The following is a 19,028-nucleotide window of genomic DNA, read 5'->3' as shown; positions in this document are numbered from 1 at the left end:
CCATGGACTTCACCGCGGCCGTGGACGCGTTCGCCGAGCACCTGCTGCAGGTGCGACGGCTCTCGCCGGCGACGGTGCGGGCGTATCGATCGGATCTGCGAGACCTCGGCGTCTCGCTCCGCGCCCCCGAGCTGACAGCGGTCGACCTGGAGGCGCTCCGTGACTGGCTCTGGCATGCGACCCAGCGGGGCGACGCCCGATCGACGCTCGCACGACGCGCTGCAGCCGCACGGTCGTTCTTCGGATGGGCGCACGAGCAGGGGCTCGTCGCCCACGATCCGAGTCTGCGTCTCATGGCGCCCAAGCGCGGTCGCACGCTCCCTGTCGTCGCCTCCCAGGACGCGATGGCGGCGCTGCTGGAGCAGCAGCGCGTCGCGGCGTCCGGCGGCGAGCCGAGCGCCCTGCGCGATCACGCGATCCTCGAGACGCTCTACGGCGCCGGCATCCGGGTCTCCGAGCTGTGCGGCCTCGACATCGACGACGTCGATCTCGACCGCTGCACCGCGCGTGTGCTCGGCAAGGGATCCAAGGAACGGGTCGTCCCCTTCGGAGCGCCGGCCCGCAACGCCATCGGCGCCTATCTGAGCCGAGGCAGGCCCGTGCTCACCGCCCGGGCGACGAAGTCGGTTCCGGCGCTCTTCCTCGGCGCCCGCGGCGGAAGGATCGGACCACGGGCCGTGTACGAGCTCGTCGCGGAAGTCCTCGCGCCCTACGTCGGCGCCGAGACGGTGGGGCCGCACGCCCTCCGGCACACGGCGGCGACACACCTGCTCGACGGGGGTGCAGACCTGCGCGCCGTGCAGGAGATACTCGGTCATGCCAGCCTCGGCACGACCCAGATCTACACGCACGTGTCCGCCGAGCGCCTCACCGCGACCTATCGCCTGGCGCATCCCCGCGCCTGACGAGGCGCGTCGCGCGCCGGAGTCAGAGCGGCGCGCAGCAGGGGAGGAGCACCGCCCGGGGGACGTCGCCGAACAGCAGCATCGGGTTGATGTACGCTCCGCCGAGACGCACTCCGAGATGAAGGCTCCCCGGTGGCGCATGACCGCCGACGTCGACGGTGCCGATCACTTCGCCCTCCTCGACCGCGTCGCCGGGCGACAGCGACGAGAGCAGCGGCTCGAACGTCGTGACGTATCCGCCGGGATGCTCCACGGTCAGCAGCGGACGGTCCACCACGGTGCCGCGGAAGGCGACGATCCCGGCGGCCGGGGCGTGCACCTCGGCTCCGTGGGCGGCGGCGATGTCCATGCCGCGGTGGCCGGGACCGTACTCGTGCGCGGGAGCCCGGTACGGTTCGACGATCTCTCGCGGGCCCGGCAGCGGCCAGCTCCACGACGGATGCCCGTCTGCGGACCCGGCGCCGGAGGGTGACGCGACGGCCAGGCCGGCTGCCGGTGCGAGAAGCAGCAGAGCCGCCAGCGCGGCAACGGCGGCGAGGCGCGGTCCGAGGAGCATGTCTTCACACTCGCGTGTCCGGGAGCACCCGGAGTGCCGGCTCTGCCCCGGAGGCGCGAACGGGGGAGAAGCCGAAACGCTGACCCGTGGTGCAGGAGAAGTCGCGCGGCGGCATCCTGTATGCTGGGGGAGCACCTCGAAATCGGGGTGACTACGCGTGCCCAGAGCGATGTCCGCAGATGCGGAGGTCGCGGCATCCACTCCCACAGGTCCGACTCGCAAGGGTCGGCGGGAGTGTGCCGGGCACCAGGAAGTCCGATCGCCCGATCGGCTTGACAACCTCAACGGCGCTGAACGCGCCAGAACAAGGAGACGACCATGGCTGTGGTCACCATCCGCCAGCTGCTCGACAGCGGCGTGCACTTCGGACACCAGACCCGCCGGTGGAACCCGAAGGTGAAGCGCTTCATCCTCACGGAGCGCAGCGGCATCCACATCATCGACCTGCAGCAGTCGCTGGGCTACATCGACAAGGCCTACGACTTCGTCAAGGAGACCGTCGCGCACGGCGGCACCATCCTCTTCGTCGGCACCAAGAAGCAGGCGCAGGAGATCCTCGCCGAGCAGGCCACCCGTGTCGGCCAGCCCTACGTCAACCAGCGCTGGCTCGGCGGCCTCCTCACCAACTTCTCCACCATCGCGAAGCGTCTCGCCCGCATGAAGGAGCTCGAGGAGCTCGACTACGAGAACCCGGCGGCATCGGGCTTCACCAAGAAGGAGCTCCTCCTCAAGAAGCGCGAGCTCGACAAGCTGCACAAGTCGCTCGGCGGCATCCGCAACCTCACCAAGACCCCGTCCGCCCTCTGGGTCGTCGACGCCAAGCGCGAGCACCTCGCCATCGACGAGGCGAAGAAGCTCGGCATCCCGGTGATCGGCATCCTCGACACCAACGCGGACCCGGACGACTTCCAGTACCCGATCCCCGGCAACGACGACGCGATCCGCTCCGTCTCCCTGCTCACCCGCATCATCGCGGATGCAGCCGCCGAGGGCCTGCAGCAGAAGCACAACCCCGAGGCCGGCGACGCCGAGCCCCTCGCCGAGTGGGAGCGCGAGCTCCTCGAGGCTCCGGTCGAGGAGGCCGCTGAGGCTCCCGCCGCCGAGGTCGTCGAGACCGAGGCTGTCGAGGCCGAGGTCGTCGAGGCTCCGGTCGAGGCCGACGCCAAGTAATCCCCGCGTACACAACGCACTCACACATCACGAAGCAAGGAGCCACCACACATGGCCAACTTCACCATCGCCGACCTCAAGGCGCTGCGTGAGCAGCTCGGAACGGGAATGGTCGACACCAAGAAGGCGCTCGAGGAGGCCGACGGCGACGTCGAGAAGGCCACCGAGATCCTGCGCCTGAAGGGCGCCAAGGGCAACGCGAAGCGCGCGGACCGCTCGACCAGCGAGGGCCTCATCGTCGCTCGCGAGCAGGACGGCGCCGTGACGCTCGTCGAGCTCGCGTGCGAGACCGACTTCGTCGCGAAGAACGAGCGCTTCATCGCGCTGGCCGACAAGGTCGCCGACGCCGTCGCCGCCGTGAAGGCGGACTCGGTCGAGGCCGCACTGGCTGCGCAGGCCGGCGACAAGAACGTCGAGACCGTCATCTCCGAGGAGGCGGCGATCATCGGCGAGAAGGTCGAGCTGCGTCGCGTCCGCACCGTCACCGGTGACAAGGTCGAGGTCTACCTCCACCGCACGAGCAAGGACCTGCCGCCGCAGATCGGCGTCGTCGTCGCCTACTCGGGTGACGACGCCGACACCGCTCGCAGCATCGCGCAGCACATCTCGTTCGCCAACCCGTCGTACCTCTCCCGTGAGGACGTCCCGGCTGAGGCCGTCGAGAAGGAGCGCGAGATCGTCACCGAGATCTCCCGCAACGAGGGCAAGCCCGAGGCCGCCCTGCCGAAGATCGTCGAGGGCCGCGTCGCCGCGTTCATCAAGCAGGTCGCCCTGCTCGAGCAGGACTACGCGAAGGACAACAAGCTCTCCGTCGCCCAGGTGGCGAAGGACGCCGGTATCATCGTGACGGACTTCGCGCGCTTCAAGGTCGGCGCGTAGCAGTTCATGAGGGGGTTCGGATCGACTCGATCCGGACCCCTTCTTCATGCCCAGAAGGCACTATCTTGAATCGGGACGAGAGGACCACATCCATGACCGAACGCACGGGACGCCGCCGCGTCCTTCTCAAGCTCTCCGGTGAGGCATTCGGCGCCGGCCAGCTGGGCGTGAACCCCGACGTCGTCAGCCAGATCGCCCGCGACATCGCGGCAGCGGTCGACCGCGTCGAGATCGCGGTCGTCGTGGGCGGCGGGAACTTCTTCCGCGGCGCCGAGCTCAGCCAGCGAGGCATGGACCGCGGCCGGGCCGACTACATGGGCATGCTCGGCACCGTGATGAACGCCCTCGCGCTCCAAGACTTCCTCGAGCAGGCAGGCGCCCCCACCCGGGTGCAGTCCGCGATCTCGATGACGCAGGTCGCCGAGCCGTACATCCCGCTCCGCGCGGAGCGCCACATGGAGAAGGGCCGGGTCGTGATCTTCGGCGCCGGCGCGGGGCTCCCGTACTTCTCCACCGACACGGTTGCGGCGCAGCGCGCTCTCGAGATCGGCGCCCAGGAGGTCCTCGTCGCGAAGAACGGCGTCGACGCGATCTACACCGCCGACCCGAACAAGCACGCCGATGCCGAGCGCATCGAGAGCGTCACCTACCGTGACGCGCTGCAGCGCGGCCTGAAGGTCGTCGACTCCACCGCGTTCAGCCTCTGCATGGACAACAACATGGACATGCGGGTGTTCGGCATGGAGCCGGCGGGGAACGTGACCCGGGCGCTCCTGGGCGAACCCATCGGCACCCTCGTCACCGCCTGAGCGCCGCTCCACGGCGACCCGGGTCGCGCCCGATAGAATTTTCTGAACACCCCGACGATAGGAGTCACCGTGATCGCGGATGTCCTCGCTGAAACCACCTCTCGCATGACGCGGGCGGTCGAAGCCGCCAAGGAGGACTTCGCCACGGTCCGCACCGGGCGGGCGAACCCTCAGATGTTCCAGAAGGTCCTGGTGGACTACTACGGCACGCCGACCCCGCTCGCGCAGCTCGCCTCGCTGGCCAACCCCGAGGCCCGCTCGCTGATCATCACGCCCTATGACAAGTCGGCGCTGAAGGCGATCGAGCAGGCCATCCGCGACATGCCCAACCTCGGCGCGAACCCGACCAACGACGGCAACATCGTGCGCGTCACGATGCCGGAGCTCACCGCTGACCGCCGCAAGGAGTACGTGAAGCTCGTCAAGTCCAAGGGCGAGGACGCCAAGGTGCACGTCCGCGGCATCCGCCGCAAGGCGAAGGACGAGCTCGACGCTCTCAAGAGCGAGCTCGGCGAAGACGAGATCGCCCGCGGCGAGAAGGAGCTCGACGCCCTCACGCGCCAGCACGTCGACCTCATCGACGACGCACTCAAGCGCAAAGAGGCCGAGCTCCTCGAGGTGTAGGCGGCATGTCCGACGACCGCACAGACGACGATTCCGGCACGCCTCAGACGCGCCGCGAAGCGCGCGATTCAGGGACACCGGAGAACGGCGCCCCGCCGGCAGGCGCGGCCTTCCCGGACTTCGATTCCTCCAGCATCCCCCCGCGGCCCCCGTTGCCGGCGGAGGCCGCTCCCGCGGAGGGATCGGCGGATGAGGCGCATCGGGCTCATCACTTCCGTCTGGACACGGGCGATCACACCGCGATCCGGGAGCAGTGGCGCGCGGCGCGCGACGAGCTGGGCAGCCACGTGACGCACGCGAAGGATCAGCTCGATCAGGCGAACGAGCGCATCAAGCAGCGCACGGGCCGAGACCTGATCGTCGCGACCGCGATCGGCCTGGCCTTCGGCGCCGCACTGCTCGCGTCGCTGCTGTTCATCAAGATGCTGTTCGTTCCCTTCGCCCTCGCGGCGGCCCTGCTGGGCGTGTACGAACTCGCCCTGGCGCTGCGCGCATCGGGCAGGAACATCGACGTGGTGCCGCAGCTCGTCGCTGCGGGCCTCCTCGTCGTCTCGGCGTACTTCGTCGAGGTGTGGCTGGTCTGGGTGCTGCTGTTCTTCGCCGTGGCCTTCGTGATCGTCTGGCGGCTCATGGCGCAGATGATCGCCAAGGACGGCCGGACCTATGGCGACGTGCTCGCGGATGCCGTCATCGGCGGCTTCGTGCAGGTCTACGTGCCGTTCCTCGCCGCGGTCGCCCTGATCCTGCTCAAGCAGGAGGGCGGCCAGTGGTGGGTGCTGGCCTTCATCGTCGTGGCGGTCGTCGCGGACACCGGTGCCTACGCCGCCGGTCTCGCCTTCGGGCGCCACCCGATGGCCCCGCGGATCAGCCCCAAGAAGACCTGGGAGGGCTTCGGCGGCGCGGTCGTCGCGTCGATCACCGCCGGAGTGCTGCTCGCCCTGTTCCTCCTCGAGATCCCGTGGTGGGCCGGCGTCATCTTCGGCGTCGCCATCCTCCTCTCGGCGACCCTCGGCGACCTCGGCGAATCGATGCTCAAGCGCGACCTCGGCATCAAGGACATGAGCTCCTGGCTCCCCGGTCACGGCGGGCTCCTGGACCGGCTCGACAGCATCCTGCCCTCGACGATCCCGGCGCTGTGCCTGTATTTCCTTCTCTCTCCCTGGGCGGTGCTGTGATGGCCTCTGACGTCGTGGATTCCGAACCGGCCGCGCGCCCGGCCTTCTCGCTCGCCGGCGGACGCACCCTCGGCTACCACCGGGCGGCAGTCGACACGTTCCTCGCCGCCGCCCGCACGGCGTTCGAAGGCGACGGAGAGCTCACCGCCGCAGACGTCCGGGTCGCCTCGTTCCCGCTGGTCAAGGGCGGCTACGTCGTTGCGGAAGTCGATGCGGCTCTCGGACGCGTGGAGGATGCTCTGGCCGGACGCGCCAGGGAGCGCGTCGTGCGCACGCAGGGTGCCGGAGCGTGGGTGCGGCAGGCGCGGGAGGAGGCGCAGGAGATCCTCGACCACCTCGCGCGTCCGCAGCGCCAGCGGTTCGCGCGCACGGGCTTCCTCACCTTCGGCTATCGCGTCGACGAGGTCGATCACGTCGCGACCCGGATCGTCCGCTACCTTCGCGACGGAGAGCCGCTCACCGCGGAGCAGCTGCGATCCGCTGCGTTCCGGATGCAGCGGGGCGGTTACCGCGAGGAGCAGGTCGATGCGCTCCTGGACGCCACCGTCGATGTCATCCTGGCGGTGCGCTGACGGCTCCCATCGCCGTCCCAGGGACGTGTGCGTAGACTGTCAGACATCGTGAACTCCCGAAACGACATGATCATCGAACGAAGAGACATCGCTCCTGTGCCTGCCTCCGCGGCCCTGTCGGCCCGCAAGGGCACGGTTCGTCGTGGCATCGTCGCGACCGTGAGCGCGCTCGCGGTCGTCGGATTCGCCGCCGCCATGGTCGCTCCGACCGGCGTCGCGCTCGCGGAGCAGGAGGAGCCGCCGGCCCCGGAGTCCGCGTACGCCGCCGCGCTCAGCGACACGCAGAACCTGACGGTCACGAACGAGGGCGCAGCCATCGCCCCCGTCACGCGCGGCACCTTCTCGGTGTACGTCACACCCAAGCCGACCCCTACGCCCGAGCCCGCCTCGAACTCGGGCTCCGGCGGCGGCGGACCCCTGTTCTACACCGGCGGCGGCGCGCCCGCGGAGTGGATGGCCGCTGCCGGCATCGCGGAGTCGGACTGGGGCTACGTCGACTACATCGTCTCGCGCGAGAGCGGCTGGAACCCGAACGCGACGAACTCGTCCTCGGGAGCCTGCGGACTCGTCCAGGCGCTGCCGTGCAGCAAGGTCCCCGGCAACGGCTACGACCCCGTCGACAACCTGCGCTGGGCCAACGGCTACGCGACGGGCCGTTACGGCAGCTGGGCGGGCGCTCAGGCGTTCTGGTCGAAGAACCACTGGTGGTGAGCCGGCGTCATGCCCCGCTCACGCAGACGGCATCCGGCGCGCCCTGACACCGACGACTCCCTCGACAGGCTCCTCGCGTCCTGGAAGCGCACGGAGATCCGGCGCGGCACCGAATGGACCGTGCAGCCTGTCTCGGCGGCACAGGCTCAGAAGGAGTACAGCTGCCCCGGGTGCGGTCGGGGAATCGAGCCCGGCACGGCGCACCTGGTCGCCTGGCGTGCCGACGGCGTTCTGGGCGACGCCGCAGACCTCGCCGCTCGACGGCACTGGCACACACACTGTTGGAGGATCGCGTGAGCATGGAGATCCGGGGGCCGCTCGAGCTGCCCGCTCGTCGTGAGGACATCGAACTCGAGACAGCCGATGATCTGACCCTGGTCGGCGAGCTCGCCCTTCCGGCGGCCACTGCTCCGGTCGCGACCCTCGTCACCCTGCATCCGCTGCCCACAGCCGGCGGGTTCATGGATTCGCACATCATCCGCAAGGCGGCAGCCCGGCTCCCCGCGCTGGCGGATCTCGCCGTCCTCCGCTTCAACACCCGCGGGACGACCTCTCCGCGCGGCACCAGCGGCGGGGCCTTCGACGGCGGCGCCTCGGAGCAGTTCGACGTGGCGGCGGCGATGGACTTCGTCCACGATCGCCGTCTGCCCCGTCCATGGCTCGTGGGCTGGTCCTTCGGCACGGAGCTGGCCCTGAAGTACGGCCGCGATCACGACATCGAGGGCATCATCCTGCTCTCGCCGCCGCTGCACCGGGCGACCGCCTCCGAGGTCGCGGCGTGGGCCGGGACGGACCGCGAGGTGGTCATCCTCGTTCCCGAGCTGGACGACTACCTGCGCCCCGACGAGGCCCGCGAGCGCTTCGCCGCCATTCCGCACGCACGTCTGATCGCCGTGGACGGCGGAAAGCATCTGTGGGTGGGGGAGAGCCAGACGCGCCGGGTGCTCACCGAGATCGTCGCCGCGGTGAATCCCGCCGCGCTGCCGCTGCCGACGCAGTGGCCCCGGCCCTAGAGCTCGTTCATGCGCGGGATCAGCACCTGCCGGTAGATGATGAGGATGCTCGCCGCGACCGGGATCGCGATGAGCGCGCCGAGCAGTCCGAGCAGGCTTCCGCCGGCCAGGGCCGCCACGACGACCACGGCGCCGGGGACCGACACGGCACGGCTCATGATGCGCGGGGAGATGACGTACGCCTCGATCTGCATGTAGACGAGATAGTAGATCGCGGCGGCGAGGGCGATCTGCGGCGATGACCCCACACCGGGGATCAGGCAGGCGAGCACGATGATCGTCGATCCGGTGAGAGTGCCGACCAGCGGGATCAGCGAGAAGAAGAACGCGACGACGGCGAGCACCGCCGTGAACGGAGCCTGGATGATCGACAGGTAGATCATGCTGAGCACGCCGTTGATGGCGCCGAGCGTGACCTGTCCCATGACGTAGTAGCCGACGGAGTCGGTGATCTGCTCGGCGAGGTCGACGAAGCGCCCCCGCTTGGACGCCGGCACCAGCTGGTAGACGGCGCGCTTGAGCGACGGCGTCGAGGCGGTCAGGTAGATCGTGAGGATGAGCACGATGAAGGCGCCGAAGAGCCCGCCGACGACGGACACGCTCGCGTCGATGACGCGGTTGGTGATGTCGCCCAGATTGCCGATCAGCCACTCCTGGGCCTCGACGAGCACGCGCTCGACATCCAGGTTCGGGAAGACGCTCGTGATCGTCTTCTCGAGATCGGCGAGCAGCGTCGGGCGGCTGACGAGCGCGGTGATCTGCTCCACGAGCTGGGAGATCTGGTCGACGAGCACAGGGATCACGATCAGCACGACACCCGCGAACGCGCTGAGGACGCCGAGGATCGTCACGAGCACCGCGAGCCAGCGCGGCAGCCGCCTGCGTTCGAGGAACGAGACCAGCGGATCGAGGCCGAGGCTCAGGAAGAGAGCTGTCCCGACATACAGGAGCACGGTCGACAGGCTCTGCAGGCTCCCGATGAGCAGGATCCCCAGACCCACGCCGAGCGTCGCCACCAGGGCGGTGCGGAACGGGTTGTGGATCTTCATCGGGGCTCCTCGGGAATGCGGACGCTCCCAGGCTATCGATCCCCGCGGACGCATGACGGCGACGTGCCGTGGCGTGCGGCCGGGCGGGGCTCGTGGGCAACACACAGGTCCTTTCGCTAGTCTGAAATGTCGAGTGTTGCGGCCCCGGCGCGTGCCGGAGCCGCGTGAGGAGACTATTCGTGCGTTTCGTATGGGCCGTCGTGGCCTTCGTGCTGGCCACGGTTCTGATCGGTGCGGGCATCGCACAGCGGACCGTCTTCATGGGCCCTTCCTCCCAGCAGACGGCTGTCGAGGTCGAGGAGGCGGCACCGTTCGTGCTCCTCGACGGCGACGTCCTCCGCGCGCACCCGGGAGCGCAGACCCTGCTCATCCGGGGTGACGGCGAGCTCTTCGCCGCCTACGGGCGCACCCCCGACATGAAGGCGTGGCTGTCGGACTCCGAGTACAACAGCGTCACCGTCGGCAAGGACGGCGACCTGGACGTGGAGCTGGTCAAGCCGGAGGGCTCCGACGAGGCGACGGAGACGGAGCCGACCCCGGCGCCGACGGAGACCCCCGCCGCTGATGGCGCGGAGGATGCCGCGGCCCAGCCGGCCGGCCGGAATCCGGTCGGCTCCGACCTGTGGCTCGACTCGTTCAGCGACACGGATGCGCTCATCGCCGACAACATCCAGATCCCCGAGGGCATGAGCATCATCGTGGCCCGCGACGGCACAGCAGACGCCCCGGAGGACATCCAGGTCTCCTGGCCGCTCGACACCTCCACACCGCTCGCCGGCCCCCTGATGGTGCTCGGAGCCATCGTGCTGGCGGCCGGACTCGTCCTCTACGTGCTCGCGATCCGTCATCAGCGTCGCGGACGCGGCCCCCGGCGCAAGGGGCCGGGGCCGCTTCCGGTCACCGAGCCGATCGACGTCGGCGCGCTCCCGCCTGCTGAACGCGAGGCGATCGAGGCACCCGCTGCGGATTCCCCGCGCTCTGAAGAGGGGGCGACGGACGCGGACGACGCGAAGGCGACCGGACCGAAGGCGGAGATGCGCACGGCAGGTTCGGCGCGCCGCCGTCGGATGCTCGCGCTCCCGGCGCTCGGCCTCACGGCGCTGCTCGCCGCCGGCTGCTCGGCCGATTCCTGGCCCCAGTTCGGCCAGGGCTCGCCGACGCCCTCGCCGAGCCCGACGGTGATCGCGCCGGAGAATCAGAAGCCGCCGGCCGTCACCGAGGCGCAGGCGACCCGGATCCTCCAGGAGGTCTCCACGACGCTGGCGGATGCCGACGCGGCGATGGATCTCGAACTGGCCAAGACGCGTCTCGACGGCGCGGCGCTGGCCGCGCGCACCACCGAGTACGCACTGCGCACCGCGCTTCCGGAGACCGCACCGCCGGCCACGATCCCGACGGATGAGGTCGAGGTCGTCCTCCCGGAGGCGACAGACCGCTGGCCGCGCACTGTCCTGATGCTCTCCAAGAACGCCTCCGACGACACCGTGCCCCCGGTGCTCCTGACCATGACGCAGCAGGACCCCTGGTCCACTTACAAGGTCACGGAGATCGCCGAGATGTCGGCCGAGGCCGTGTTCCCCGACGTCGCCGCCGCCTGGCTCGGCACCTCTCTCGTCCCTGCCGAGTCCGCGTTCCTCAGCGTCCCGCCCGGCGACCTGGCCGCGGCGTTCGCGGACGTCGTCGACGCCGGCGACCAGAGCCCGTTCTCCGGGCAGTTCGACGAACTGTCCCAGAACCTGGCGACCTCGATCCGCGACAGCCGGAACGCCGTGAAGCAGAACCTCATCGACAACAACGCGGCGGAGACCTCCGCGACGGCGTTCGACATGATCCCGTCGGACGCGCCGCCCGTGTCCATGACGACACTGGACAGCGGAGCGATCGTCGCGGTGTCGGTCATCGACACGGAGACGGTCACGCCCACCTCGGCGGACGCGGTCATCCGACTCGGTGACGCGAACCCGCAGGCCAAGGCGCTCACCGGAACCGCCGAATCGGCCAAGGGCTACCAGACGAATTACTCCTTCCAGCTGTTCTTCTCGGTGCCCGCCCAGGGGTCGACCGAGCAGATCCGACTCCTGGCGGTGCACCAGGACCTTCTCTCCGTCGAGGTGATCAAGTGAGTGAGATCTCTCCCGCCGCCCTCCGAGGAGCGGTCGACCTGTCCACGCTGCGCAACCGCCCGCCTGCTCCGGCGCCCGGCGCCCCGGCTTCGCAGGCTCCGGGCATCTCCGATGTGGTGGTCGACGCCACCGACGACTCGTTCGGCCAGATCCTCGAGATCTCCCGCACGGTACCGGTGGTCGTCGACCTGTGGGCCGAGTGGTGCGGTCCGTGCAAGCAGCTGAGCCCGATCATCGAGAAGGTGACGCGTGAGCTCGAGGGGCGTGTGCTTCTCGCCAAGGTCGACGTCGACGCGAACCCCCAGCTCGCGCAGGGCTTCCGCGCACAGTCGATCCCGATGGTCGTGGCACTGATCGCCGGCCAGCCGGTGCCGATGTTCACCGGCGCGGTGCCCGAGCAGCAGGTGCGCGAGGTGTTCGCGCAGCTGCTCCAGCTGGCCGCGCAGAACGGCGTCACCGGGACGCTCTCGATCGCCGACGGGGGAGAAGCCCCCGCGGCCGCGGAAGAGCCGCCGCTGCCCCCGCTGCACGCGGAGGCGTTCAGCGCGATCGAGCGCGGCGACTACGCGGCGGCCATCGCCGCATACGAGAAGGCTCTCGCCGAGAACCCTCGCGACGAGGACGCGATCGCAGGTCTCGGACAGGTGCGCCTGCTGCACCGGGTGCAGGGACTCGACCTGCAGGCCGCGCGTGCCGCTGCCGCCGCCGCTCCGCAGGATGTGCAGGCCCAGTTCGACGTGGCCGACCTCGACCTCGCCGGCGGGCACGTGGAGGACGCGTTCGGTCGCCTTCTCGACCTGTTCGCACAGCTCCCCGCCGACCAGCGCACCCCCGTGCGCGAACGACTCGTGGAGCTGTTCGGCCTCATCGGCGCAGCCGACCCTCGCGTCGTCACGGCCCGGAACCGGCTGTCGTCGCTGCTCTTCTGATGCGGAACGTCTGACGACGAGGGGCTCCCGCACGGCGATCCGTCGCGCGGGAGCCCCTCGTCCGTTCAGCCGTGGTTCACGGTCGGCACGTGCGGCTCTCCCTGGTAGCGGAGCCAGATGGTCGACAGCGCCGGCAGGGTGATCGTGGCGACCGGGCGACCGCCGTCCTCGGCCCGCGCGACCACCAGGCCGAAGTTGCCCGATCCGCGGCCGCCGAAGTCGGCGGCATCCGAGTTCAGGATCTCGTTCCAGACGCCCTCGCGCGGCAGCTCGAGACGGTAGCCGCCGTGTTCGACGCCGGCGAAGTTGCTCACGACGACCAGCCGGCCCCCGTGAGCGTCACGACGCTCGAAGGCGATGACCGTCGGATCCCAGCTGGGCGCTCCGAGACGGGAGAAGGAGGAGCCGTCGTTGTCCCGCTCCCACAGCGGGGCCTGCGCCCGGTAGGTGCGGTTGAGGGCGCCGACGAAGCCCTGCAGCTGAGCGTGCGAGGGCTGATCGAGCAGCCACCAGTCCAGCTCTCGGGACTCGGACCACTCCGCGAGCTGGCCGAACTCCTGCCCCATGAAGAGCAGCTTCTTGCCGGGGTGTCCCCACATGTACGCGAGGTAGGCCCGCATGTTCGCCAGCTTGTGCCAGTGATCGCCAGGCATCTTCGCGAGGAGACTGCCCTTGCCGTGCACGACCTCGTCATGACTGATGGGCAGCAGGTAGTTCTCCCCGAACGCGTACACGAAGGAGAACGTCATCTCGCCCTCGTGGTGCGAGCGGTACATCGGGTCACGCTCGATGTACTGCAGGGAGTCGTTCATCCACCCCATGTTCCATTTGAAACCGAACCCGAGTCCCGCGTGGTCGGTCGGCGCGGTGACCCCGGGGAACGCCGTCGACTCCTCGGCGATCATCAGGATGCCCGGGTGCAGACGATACGCGGTCGCGTTGACCTCCTGCAGGAAGCGGATGGCCTCGAGGTTCTCACGCCCGCCATGGACGTTCGGCTCCCATTCGCCGTCCTTGCGCGAATAGTCGAGGTAGAGCATGGAGGCGACGGCATCCACTCGCAGCCCGTCGACATGGAACTCGTTCAGCCAGTAGAGGGCGTTCGCGACGAGGAAGCCGCGGACCTCGGGGCGGCCGTAGTCGAAGATCAGGGTGCCCCAGTCCTGATGCTCGCCGCGTCGCGGATCGGGGTGCTCGTAGAGCGCCTGGCCGTCGAACCGTGCGAGCGCGAACGCGTCCTTCGGGAAATGCCCCGGGACCCAGTCCATGATGACGCCGATGCCGGCGCGGTGCAGGCGGTCGATGAGGTAGCGGAGATCGTCTGGGCTGCCGAAACGGCTGGTCGGAGCGTAGTAGCCGCTGACCTGATAGCCCCAGGAGCCGCCGAAGGGATGCTCGGCGAGGGGCATGAACTCGACGTGGGTGAACCCGGCCTCGGTCACGTGCGCGATGAGCGGTTCGGCGGCGTCCCGGTAGCCGAGTCCGCCGCGCCATGAACCGAGGTGCACCTCGTAGATGGAGAGCGGCTGCGCGACGGCGTGCGTCGCCGCGCGTCGCGTCATCCATGCGCCGTCCGACCAGGTGTACGACGAGGAGGTGACCACCGAGGCCGTCTCCGGAGGGACCTGCGCGGCCTGAGCCATCGGGTCGGCCTTGAGGATCCAGTCGCCGGCGCGGGTGCGGATCTCGTACTTGTACTTGGCGCCGGGCTCGAGGTCGGGGATGAACAGCTCCCAGATGCCGCTGACGCCCATGGAGCGCATCGCATGGCTCTCGCCGTTCCACTCGTTGTGGTCGCCGACCACGCGCACGGCGGTGGCGTTCGGCGCCCAGACGGAGAAGGCGACCCCGGTGTCGCCCTGGAGCGCGCGCGGGTGCGCGCCGAGCACCCGCCACAGCTGTTCGTGCCGGCCCTCGGCGATGAGGTGCAGGTCGATGTCACCGAGTGTCGGCAGGTGGCGGTACGGGTCGCCGGAGATGCTCTCGCCGCCCTCGTCGTAGGAGGTCGCGATGCGGTAGGGCACCGGTGAGCCGTCGTGCTGGCCCTCCCAGATCCCGTGCGCGACGTGTTCGAGCTCGAGCCGGCTGTCGTCTCCGAACACGGCCTCGACGGATGCCGCGAGAGGACGGCGCGCGCGGATGACCGTCACGGTGCGGTCAGCAGCGTCCTTGAAGGGATGCGCGCCGAGCACCGAGTGCGGGTCGTGGTGCGAGGCCGCTGCCACCGCAGCCCAGTCGGCGGATGCCGTCACGTCTTCCACGTAGCTCATGCTCGCTTCCTCACCTTCAGGATGTGCACCGGCTCCGAGAAGGCGTCGAGTCGCACGTAGTTGTGGTCTGTCCAGGTCCAGACAGCACCGGTGATGAGGTCTTCGACCTCGAAGCTCTCGCCGGGGGCGATGCCCCAGACGGTCGTGTCCAGATGGACCGTGGTCTCGCGGACGGAGTGCGGATCGACGTTGGCGACGACGATGACCGTGTCGGGCTCGCCCGTCCCCGTGAACGCGGCGTCCAGGTGCTTGCTGTATACGAGCACGGCGTCGTCGTCGCTCCAGTGCACCGAGAGGTTCCGCAGCTGGCGCAGCGCCGGGTGCGCAGCCCTGATCGCGTTCAGCGTGCGCAGCAGCGGGGCGAGGGAGTCACCGCGAGCTTCGGCGCCCTCCCAGTCGCGCACCTTGTACTCGTACTTCTCGTTGTCGATGTTCTCCTCGGAGCCCGGTCGCGCGACGTTCTCGAACAGCTCGTAACCGGCGTACACGCCGTATACGGGCGCTGCGGTCGCGGCGATGCACGCCCGGATCCTGTACGCGGCCCTTCCGCCGAACTGCAGGTACTCGGTGAGGATGTCGTGGGTGTTCACGAAGAGGTTCGGACGCATGTAGTCGCTGGTCTCCTGCGAGACCGTGGTGAGGAACTCCTCGAGCTCCGCCTTGGTGTTCCGCCACGTGAAGTAGCTGTAGCTCTGCTGGAATCCGACGGCGGCGAGGGCCCGCATCACCGCGGGCCTCGTGAAGGCCTCGGCGAGGAAGATCACGTCGGGGTCAGAAGCGTTGACCGTCGCGATGAGCCACTCCCAGAACTGCAGGGGCTTTGTGTGCGGGTTGTCGACCCGGAAGATCTTCACGCCCTGGCCCACCCAGTGCATCACGACGCGCAGCATCTCCTGATAGATGCCTTCGGGGTCGTTGTCGAAGTTCAGGGGGTAGATGTCCTGGTACTTCTTCGGCGGGTTCTCCGCATAGGCGATCGTGCCGTCGGGGAGCGTGGTGAACCACTCCGGATGCTCCGCGACCCAGGGGTGGTCGGGGGACGCCTGCAGGGCGAGGTCGAGTGCGACCTCCAGTCCCTCCTTCTGCGCTGCCCGGACGAAGGCGCGGAAGTCCGCGGGCTTGCCGAGATCGGGGTGGATGGCGTCGTGGCCGCCTTCCGCCGAGCCGATGGCGTAGGGAGAGCCGGGATCTCCCGGTTCGGCGGTGAGCGTGTTGTTGCGGCCCTTGCGGTTCGTCGTGCCGATCGGGTGGATCGGCACGAGGTAGATGACGTCGAATCCCATGGCGGCGACGCCGGGGAGGCGCTTGGCCGCCGTGCGGAAGGTGCCGGTCTTGATGCTGCCGTCCTTGAGGCGCTTGGCGCCCTCGGAGCGGGGGAAGAACTCGTACCAGGCGCCGACCCCGGCGGCCTCGCGCTCGACGAGGAGGGTGTGCGGGGCGGTGGCGGAGCGCAGCGACGTGAGCGGCCGGTCCGCGAAGATCTGCGCCAGCTCGGTATCGGTGGAGAGGGCGAGCGTGGTGGCGGCATCGCCGTCGCCGAGGGATGCGGCGAGGGCGGTGAGGCGCTTGCGCTGTGCGGCCGGACGGTCCTTCTCGGCGGCCGCTCGGGTGAGCAGCTCGGCGCCGAGAGCGGCCATGACGGCGACGTCCACGCCCGCGGCGACCTTGAGTTCCGCGGCGTGCGCCCAGGTGGCGAAGTCGTCGGAGAAGGCCTCGAAGCGGAAGGACCACGATCCCTGGACGTCGAGGGCGACCTCTCCGGCCCAGCGATCGGTGCCGTCCTTCAGGGGACGCAGGCGATGCAGGCTCTCCTCGCCGTCGGGGGAGGAGAGCCTCAGCTGGACGCCGATGATGTCGTGCCCCTCGCGGAAGGAGACGACGCTGAACGGGACCACCTCGCCGACGAACGCCTTGGGCGGGAAGCCGCCGGGCACCGACGGCGTGCCGCCGACGAGCGGTATCCGCGGAGTGCGGAGGCTCTCATCGAGAGAGGCGGCGCCGAACGGGCGCAGCGGGATCTGGGAAGGGCTCCGGAGAGCCGCGGGCCTGGTGCTCGTACGTGCTGCCACACCCTGAATGTACCGCTACGGCTGGACCGCGGGTAGCGACATGACAGGGCGCGTCGCCCGCGATCTCATTCGACCCGGAACAGCCTCATCGAGGTGCCGGGGATCGGCAGCACATCGCCCGGCGCGAAGATCTCCTCCGCCTCCGACGGACGCTCCTCCGCGCTCGACCAGAGCGACACGAAGCGCGTCGCCCCCTCGAGCTCCTCCGGCAGGCGGACGTCGATCGGCGACTCCGTGCCGTGCACGATGAGGAGGATGCGGTTGAAGTCCTCCTTGTCGGGGGTGGAGGCCGCGACGTACTGGAGGGTGCGGTTGCCGGGGTCGGTCCACTGCTCGCTCTCCATCGTCTCGCCGTTCTGGTCGAACCAGTCCATGACGGAGGCGTTGGGGATGTGCTCGCCGAGGCGCGCGTACCGGCTCGGCCGCAGCGCCGGGTTCTCCGCGCGGAGGCGGATCAGCCGCGTGACGTGGGCGCGCAGGTCCTCCTGCCAGGGCTCCTCGTCCCAGGCCAGCCAGGTCATCGCCGAGTCCTGCGCGTACGCGTTGTTGTTGCCGCGCTGCGTGCGTCCGACCTCGTCCCCGGCCGTGAGCATCGGGATGCCGGCGGAGAGCAGGAGAGTGCCCAGGAGGTTCCGCATCGCCTTGCGTCGCGCCGCGAGGATCGACGGGTCGTCGGTCGGCCCCTCGATCCCGTGGTTGAACGAGCGGTTCATGTCCGCGCCGTCCCGGTTGTGCTCGCCGTTGGACTCGTTGTGCTTGACGTCGTACGAGACGAGGTCGTGCATCGTGAACCCGTCGTGCGCGGTGACGAAGTTGATGCTGGCCAGCGGTCCGCGCTCCTCGGAGAACGTGTTGGACGACCCGGCGAGCCGGGTCGCGAAGCCGCCGACGCCCACGGGTGCGGATGCGCGCCGGGCGTAGTCGACGTCGCTGAGCCAGAAGTTGCGGACCCGATCCCGGTAGCGGTCGTTCCACTCGTGCCATCCGGACGGGAAGTTCCCGGTCTGCCAGCCGCCGAGGCCGACATCCCACGGCTCGGCGATGAGCTTCGTCTCCTTGAGCACCGGGTCGTTCGAGATCGCGGTGATGAGGGGATGCTCCGGGGTGAACGTGTGCGCCGCGTCACGGGCGATGGCCGTCGCGAGGTCGAAGCGGAAGCCGTCGATCTGCATGTCCTCGGCCCAGTAGCGCAGCGAGTCGAGCACGAGACGCGCTCCGGCATCCGTCGACGTGTTCAGGGTGTTGCCGCACCCCGTCGTGTCGATGTACGCGCCGGAGGCGTCCTGCCGGTAGTACGAGGCGTTGTCGATGCCGCGCAGGCTCCAGCGGGGACCGCCGATGCCCTCCTCGGCGGTGTGGTTGTAGACGACGTCGAGGATGACCTCGAGACCCGCCTCGTGCAGCAGCCGGACCATGCCCTTGAACTCGGCGAGAACCGCCTCCGGTCCGCCCTTGCGGGCGGCCTCCGTGGCGTACGCCGTGTGCGGAGTGAAGAAGTTGAGGGTGTTGTAGCCCCAGTAGTTCGTCAGCCCGAGCTGGAGCAGCCGCGGCTCGGGGACGAACGCGTGCACGGGAAGGAGCTCGACGGCGGTGATGCCGAGACCGCGGAAGTAGTCGATCATCGCGGGATGCGCGAGGCCCGCGTACGTGCCGTGCAGCGCAGGGGGCACGTCGGGATGACGCTTGGTGAGCCCCTTCAGGTGGCCCTCGTAGATCACCGTGCGGTCGAGCGGCGTCCGAGGCTTGCGGGAGTCGCCCCAGTCGAACCCGTCCACGATCACGACCGACCGCCACTCCTCGTACCCGTCGCCCTGCGCGAGTCCGCGCGCGTACGGATCGAGGAGAAGGGTCTCCGGGTTGAACGTGTTCCCCGGTCCGTGCGGTCCGCCGACCCGGATCGCATAGCGCGTGCCGGGCTGGAGCAGGTCCGTCGTGACCTCCCAGACGCCGCCGGGACGCCGCATGAGCGGCGCCGAGTCGGTGACCCAGTCGAGGTCGGTCGCATCGAAGATGACGAGCTCGACGGAGGAGGCATGCTGGGACCAGACGCGGAGGGTTCCGACGCCGTCGTGGAGACGGACGCCGAGGTCGTCGAGCGCTGTACCGCCGGGCACGGTGAAGTCTCGGATATCGGGCATGAGTACACATTAGAGGTCCGCACCCCGGTCCCAGGT

At 69.5% G+C, this 19,028-nt stretch carries 17 protein-coding genes; 12 read left to right on the top strand and 5 right to left on the bottom strand.

The annotated features are described in order from the left end of the window. Positions 1-2 precede the first annotated feature (2 nt). Positions 3-905, top strand: coding sequence for a tyrosine recombinase (locus G6G98_RS02835; RefSeq protein WP_164233720.1), 903 nt, complete (start codon positions 3-5; stop codon positions 903-905). Positions 906-927: 22 nt separating this feature from the next. Here the strand turns inward: G6G98_RS02835 and G6G98_RS02830 are convergent, their stop codons facing one another. Then, entirely contained in the window at positions 928-1,461 is a 534-nt protein-coding gene (locus G6G98_RS02830) for a murein hydrolase activator EnvC family protein (protein ID WP_067351615.1), read from the bottom strand. Positions 1,462-1,779: 318 nt separating this feature from the next. On the opposite strand from G6G98_RS02830, the gene rpsB reads away from it, so the two are divergent. The 9 genes from rpsB to G6G98_RS02785 all read left to right on the top strand — a co-directional run bounded on the left by rpsB (position 1,780) and on the right by G6G98_RS02785 (position 8,414). Next, entirely contained in the window at positions 1,780-2,631 is an 852-nt protein-coding gene (gene rpsB / locus G6G98_RS02825) for a 30S ribosomal protein S2 (protein WP_067351619.1), read from the top strand. A gap of 51 nt (positions 2,632-2,682) precedes the next feature. Continuing rightward, positions 2,683-3,510 carry a translation elongation factor Ts gene (gene tsf / locus G6G98_RS02820; RefSeq protein WP_164233721.1) on the top strand — a complete coding sequence of 276 codons (828 nt, stop codon included), beginning with the start codon at positions 2,683-2,685 and terminating at the stop codon, positions 3,508-3,510. Between the two features lie 92 nt (positions 3,511-3,602). Next, positions 3,603-4,319, top strand: coding sequence for a UMP kinase (gene pyrH, locus G6G98_RS02815; RefSeq protein ID WP_067351626.1), 717 nt, complete (start codon positions 3,603-3,605; stop codon positions 4,317-4,319). Between the two features lie 69 nt (positions 4,320-4,388). After that, positions 4,389-4,943: a ribosome recycling factor gene (frr, locus tag G6G98_RS02810; protein WP_067351630.1), complete on the top strand. Its 555-nt coding sequence runs from the start codon at positions 4,389-4,391 to the stop codon at positions 4,941-4,943. Positions 4,944-4,948: 5 nt separating this feature from the next. Then, positions 4,949-6,118: a phosphatidate cytidylyltransferase gene (locus G6G98_RS02805; protein WP_208321412.1), complete on the top strand. Its 1,170-nt coding sequence runs from the start codon at positions 4,949-4,951 to the stop codon at positions 6,116-6,118. Continuing rightward, entirely contained in the window at positions 6,118-6,690 is a 573-nt protein-coding gene (locus tag G6G98_RS02800) for a DivIVA domain-containing protein (protein ID WP_067351636.1), read from the top strand. The genes G6G98_RS02805 and G6G98_RS02800 overlap by 1 nt, the downstream gene beginning before the upstream one ends. A gap of 48 nt (positions 6,691-6,738) precedes the next feature. Beyond that, entirely contained in the window at positions 6,739-7,401 is a 663-nt protein-coding gene (locus G6G98_RS02795; protein WP_243841979.1) for a transglycosylase SLT domain-containing protein, read from the top strand. A 9-nt stretch (positions 7,402-7,410) separates the two neighbouring features. Then, a complete protein-coding gene (locus G6G98_RS17115; RefSeq protein WP_084788267.1) occupies positions 7,411-7,698 on the top strand; it encodes a hypothetical protein in 288 nt (95 codons plus the stop codon). 2 nt (positions 7,699-7,700) lie between these two features. Next, entirely contained in the window at positions 7,701-8,414 is a 714-nt protein-coding gene (locus G6G98_RS02785; protein WP_067351640.1) for an alpha/beta hydrolase, read from the top strand. Here G6G98_RS02785 and G6G98_RS02780 read toward each other — a convergent pair. Next, positions 8,411-9,463 carry an AI-2E family transporter gene (locus G6G98_RS02780; RefSeq protein WP_164233722.1) on the bottom strand — a complete coding sequence of 351 codons (1,053 nt, stop codon included), beginning with the start codon at positions 9,461-9,463 and terminating at the stop codon, positions 8,411-8,413. The two genes, G6G98_RS02785 and G6G98_RS02780, sit on opposite strands and share 4 nt — an antisense overlap. Positions 9,464-9,642: 179 nt before the next feature. Here G6G98_RS02780 and G6G98_RS02775 point away from each other — a divergent pair, with 179 nt between their 5' ends. Further along, on the top strand, positions 9,643-11,586 hold the full coding sequence (locus tag G6G98_RS02775) for a glycosyl transferase (protein ID WP_243841978.1): 1,944 nt from the start codon (positions 9,643-9,645) through the stop codon (positions 11,584-11,586). Beyond that, positions 11,583-12,515 carry a tetratricopeptide repeat protein gene (locus G6G98_RS02770; RefSeq protein WP_067351651.1) on the top strand — a complete coding sequence of 311 codons (933 nt, stop codon included), beginning with the start codon at positions 11,583-11,585 and terminating at the stop codon, positions 12,513-12,515. The genes G6G98_RS02775 and G6G98_RS02770 overlap by 4 nt, the downstream gene beginning before the upstream one ends. A gap of 65 nt (positions 12,516-12,580) precedes the next feature. On the opposite strand, the gene glgB is transcribed toward G6G98_RS02770, so the two are convergent. From glgB to glgX, 3 genes are all read right to left on the bottom strand, one after another. Continuing rightward, the gene (gene glgB, locus G6G98_RS02765) at positions 12,581-14,785 is read right to left on the bottom strand and encodes a 1,4-alpha-glucan branching protein GlgB (protein WP_067351654.1); all 2,205 of its coding nucleotides are present in this window, start codon (positions 14,783-14,785) and stop codon (positions 12,581-12,583) included. Beyond that, positions 14,782-16,854, bottom strand: a complete 2,073-nt coding sequence (locus tag G6G98_RS02760; protein WP_084788269.1) for an alpha-1,4-glucan--maltose-1-phosphate maltosyltransferase — start codon at positions 16,852-16,854, stop codon at positions 14,782-14,784. The genes glgB and G6G98_RS02760 overlap by 4 nt, the downstream gene beginning before the upstream one ends. Before the next feature lie 65 nt (positions 16,855-16,919). Continuing rightward, positions 16,920-18,992, bottom strand: a complete 2,073-nt coding sequence (gene glgX, locus G6G98_RS02755) for a glycogen debranching protein GlgX (protein WP_067351659.1) — start codon at positions 18,990-18,992, stop codon at positions 16,920-16,922. Positions 18,993-19,028 lie beyond the last annotated feature (36 nt).

This window comes from Microbacterium hydrocarbonoxydans, assembly GCF_011752045.1.
Lineage (GTDB): Bacteria > Actinomycetota > Actinomycetes > Actinomycetales > Microbacteriaceae > Microbacterium.
The sequence above is the reverse complement of the archived record's forward strand: the minus strand, read 5'-3'. Positions and strand labels throughout refer to the sequence as shown.

Excerpts from the sequence above, each read along its gene's own strand:
- pyrH (WP_067351626.1), top strand. The coding sequence starts at position 3,603 with ATGACCGAACGCACGGGACGCCGCCGCGTCCTTCTCAAGCTCTCCGGT.
- glgX (WP_067351659.1), bottom strand. The coding sequence starts at position 18,992 with ATGCCCGATATCCGAGACTTCACCGTGCCCGGCGGTACAGCGCTCGAC.
- tsf (WP_164233721.1), top strand. The coding sequence starts at position 2,683 with ATGGCCAACTTCACCATCGCCGACCTCAAGGCGCTGCGTGAGCAGCTC.
- G6G98_RS02835 (WP_164233720.1), top strand. The coding sequence starts at position 3 with ATGGACTTCACCGCGGCCGTGGACGCGTTCGCCGAGCACCTGCTGCAG.
- G6G98_RS02780 (WP_164233722.1), bottom strand. The coding sequence starts at position 9,463 with ATGAAGATCCACAACCCGTTCCGCACCGCCCTGGTGGCGACGCTCGGC.
- G6G98_RS17115 (WP_084788267.1), top strand. The coding sequence starts at position 7,411 with ATGCCCCGCTCACGCAGACGGCATCCGGCGCGCCCTGACACCGACGAC.
- G6G98_RS02830 (WP_067351615.1), bottom strand. The coding sequence starts at position 1,461 with ATGCTCCTCGGACCGCGCCTCGCCGCCGTTGCCGCGCTGGCGGCTCTG.
- G6G98_RS02800 (WP_067351636.1), top strand. The coding sequence starts at position 6,118 with ATGGCCTCTGACGTCGTGGATTCCGAACCGGCCGCGCGCCCGGCCTTC.
- G6G98_RS02785 (WP_067351640.1), top strand. The coding sequence starts at position 7,701 with ATGGAGATCCGGGGGCCGCTCGAGCTGCCCGCTCGTCGTGAGGACATC.
- glgB (WP_067351654.1), bottom strand. The coding sequence starts at position 14,785 with ATGAGCTACGTGGAAGACGTGACGGCATCCGCCGACTGGGCTGCGGTG.
- G6G98_RS02805 (WP_208321412.1), top strand. The coding sequence starts at position 4,949 with ATGTCCGACGACCGCACAGACGACGATTCCGGCACGCCTCAGACGCGC.
- rpsB (WP_067351619.1), top strand. The coding sequence starts at position 1,780 with ATGGCTGTGGTCACCATCCGCCAGCTGCTCGACAGCGGCGTGCACTTC.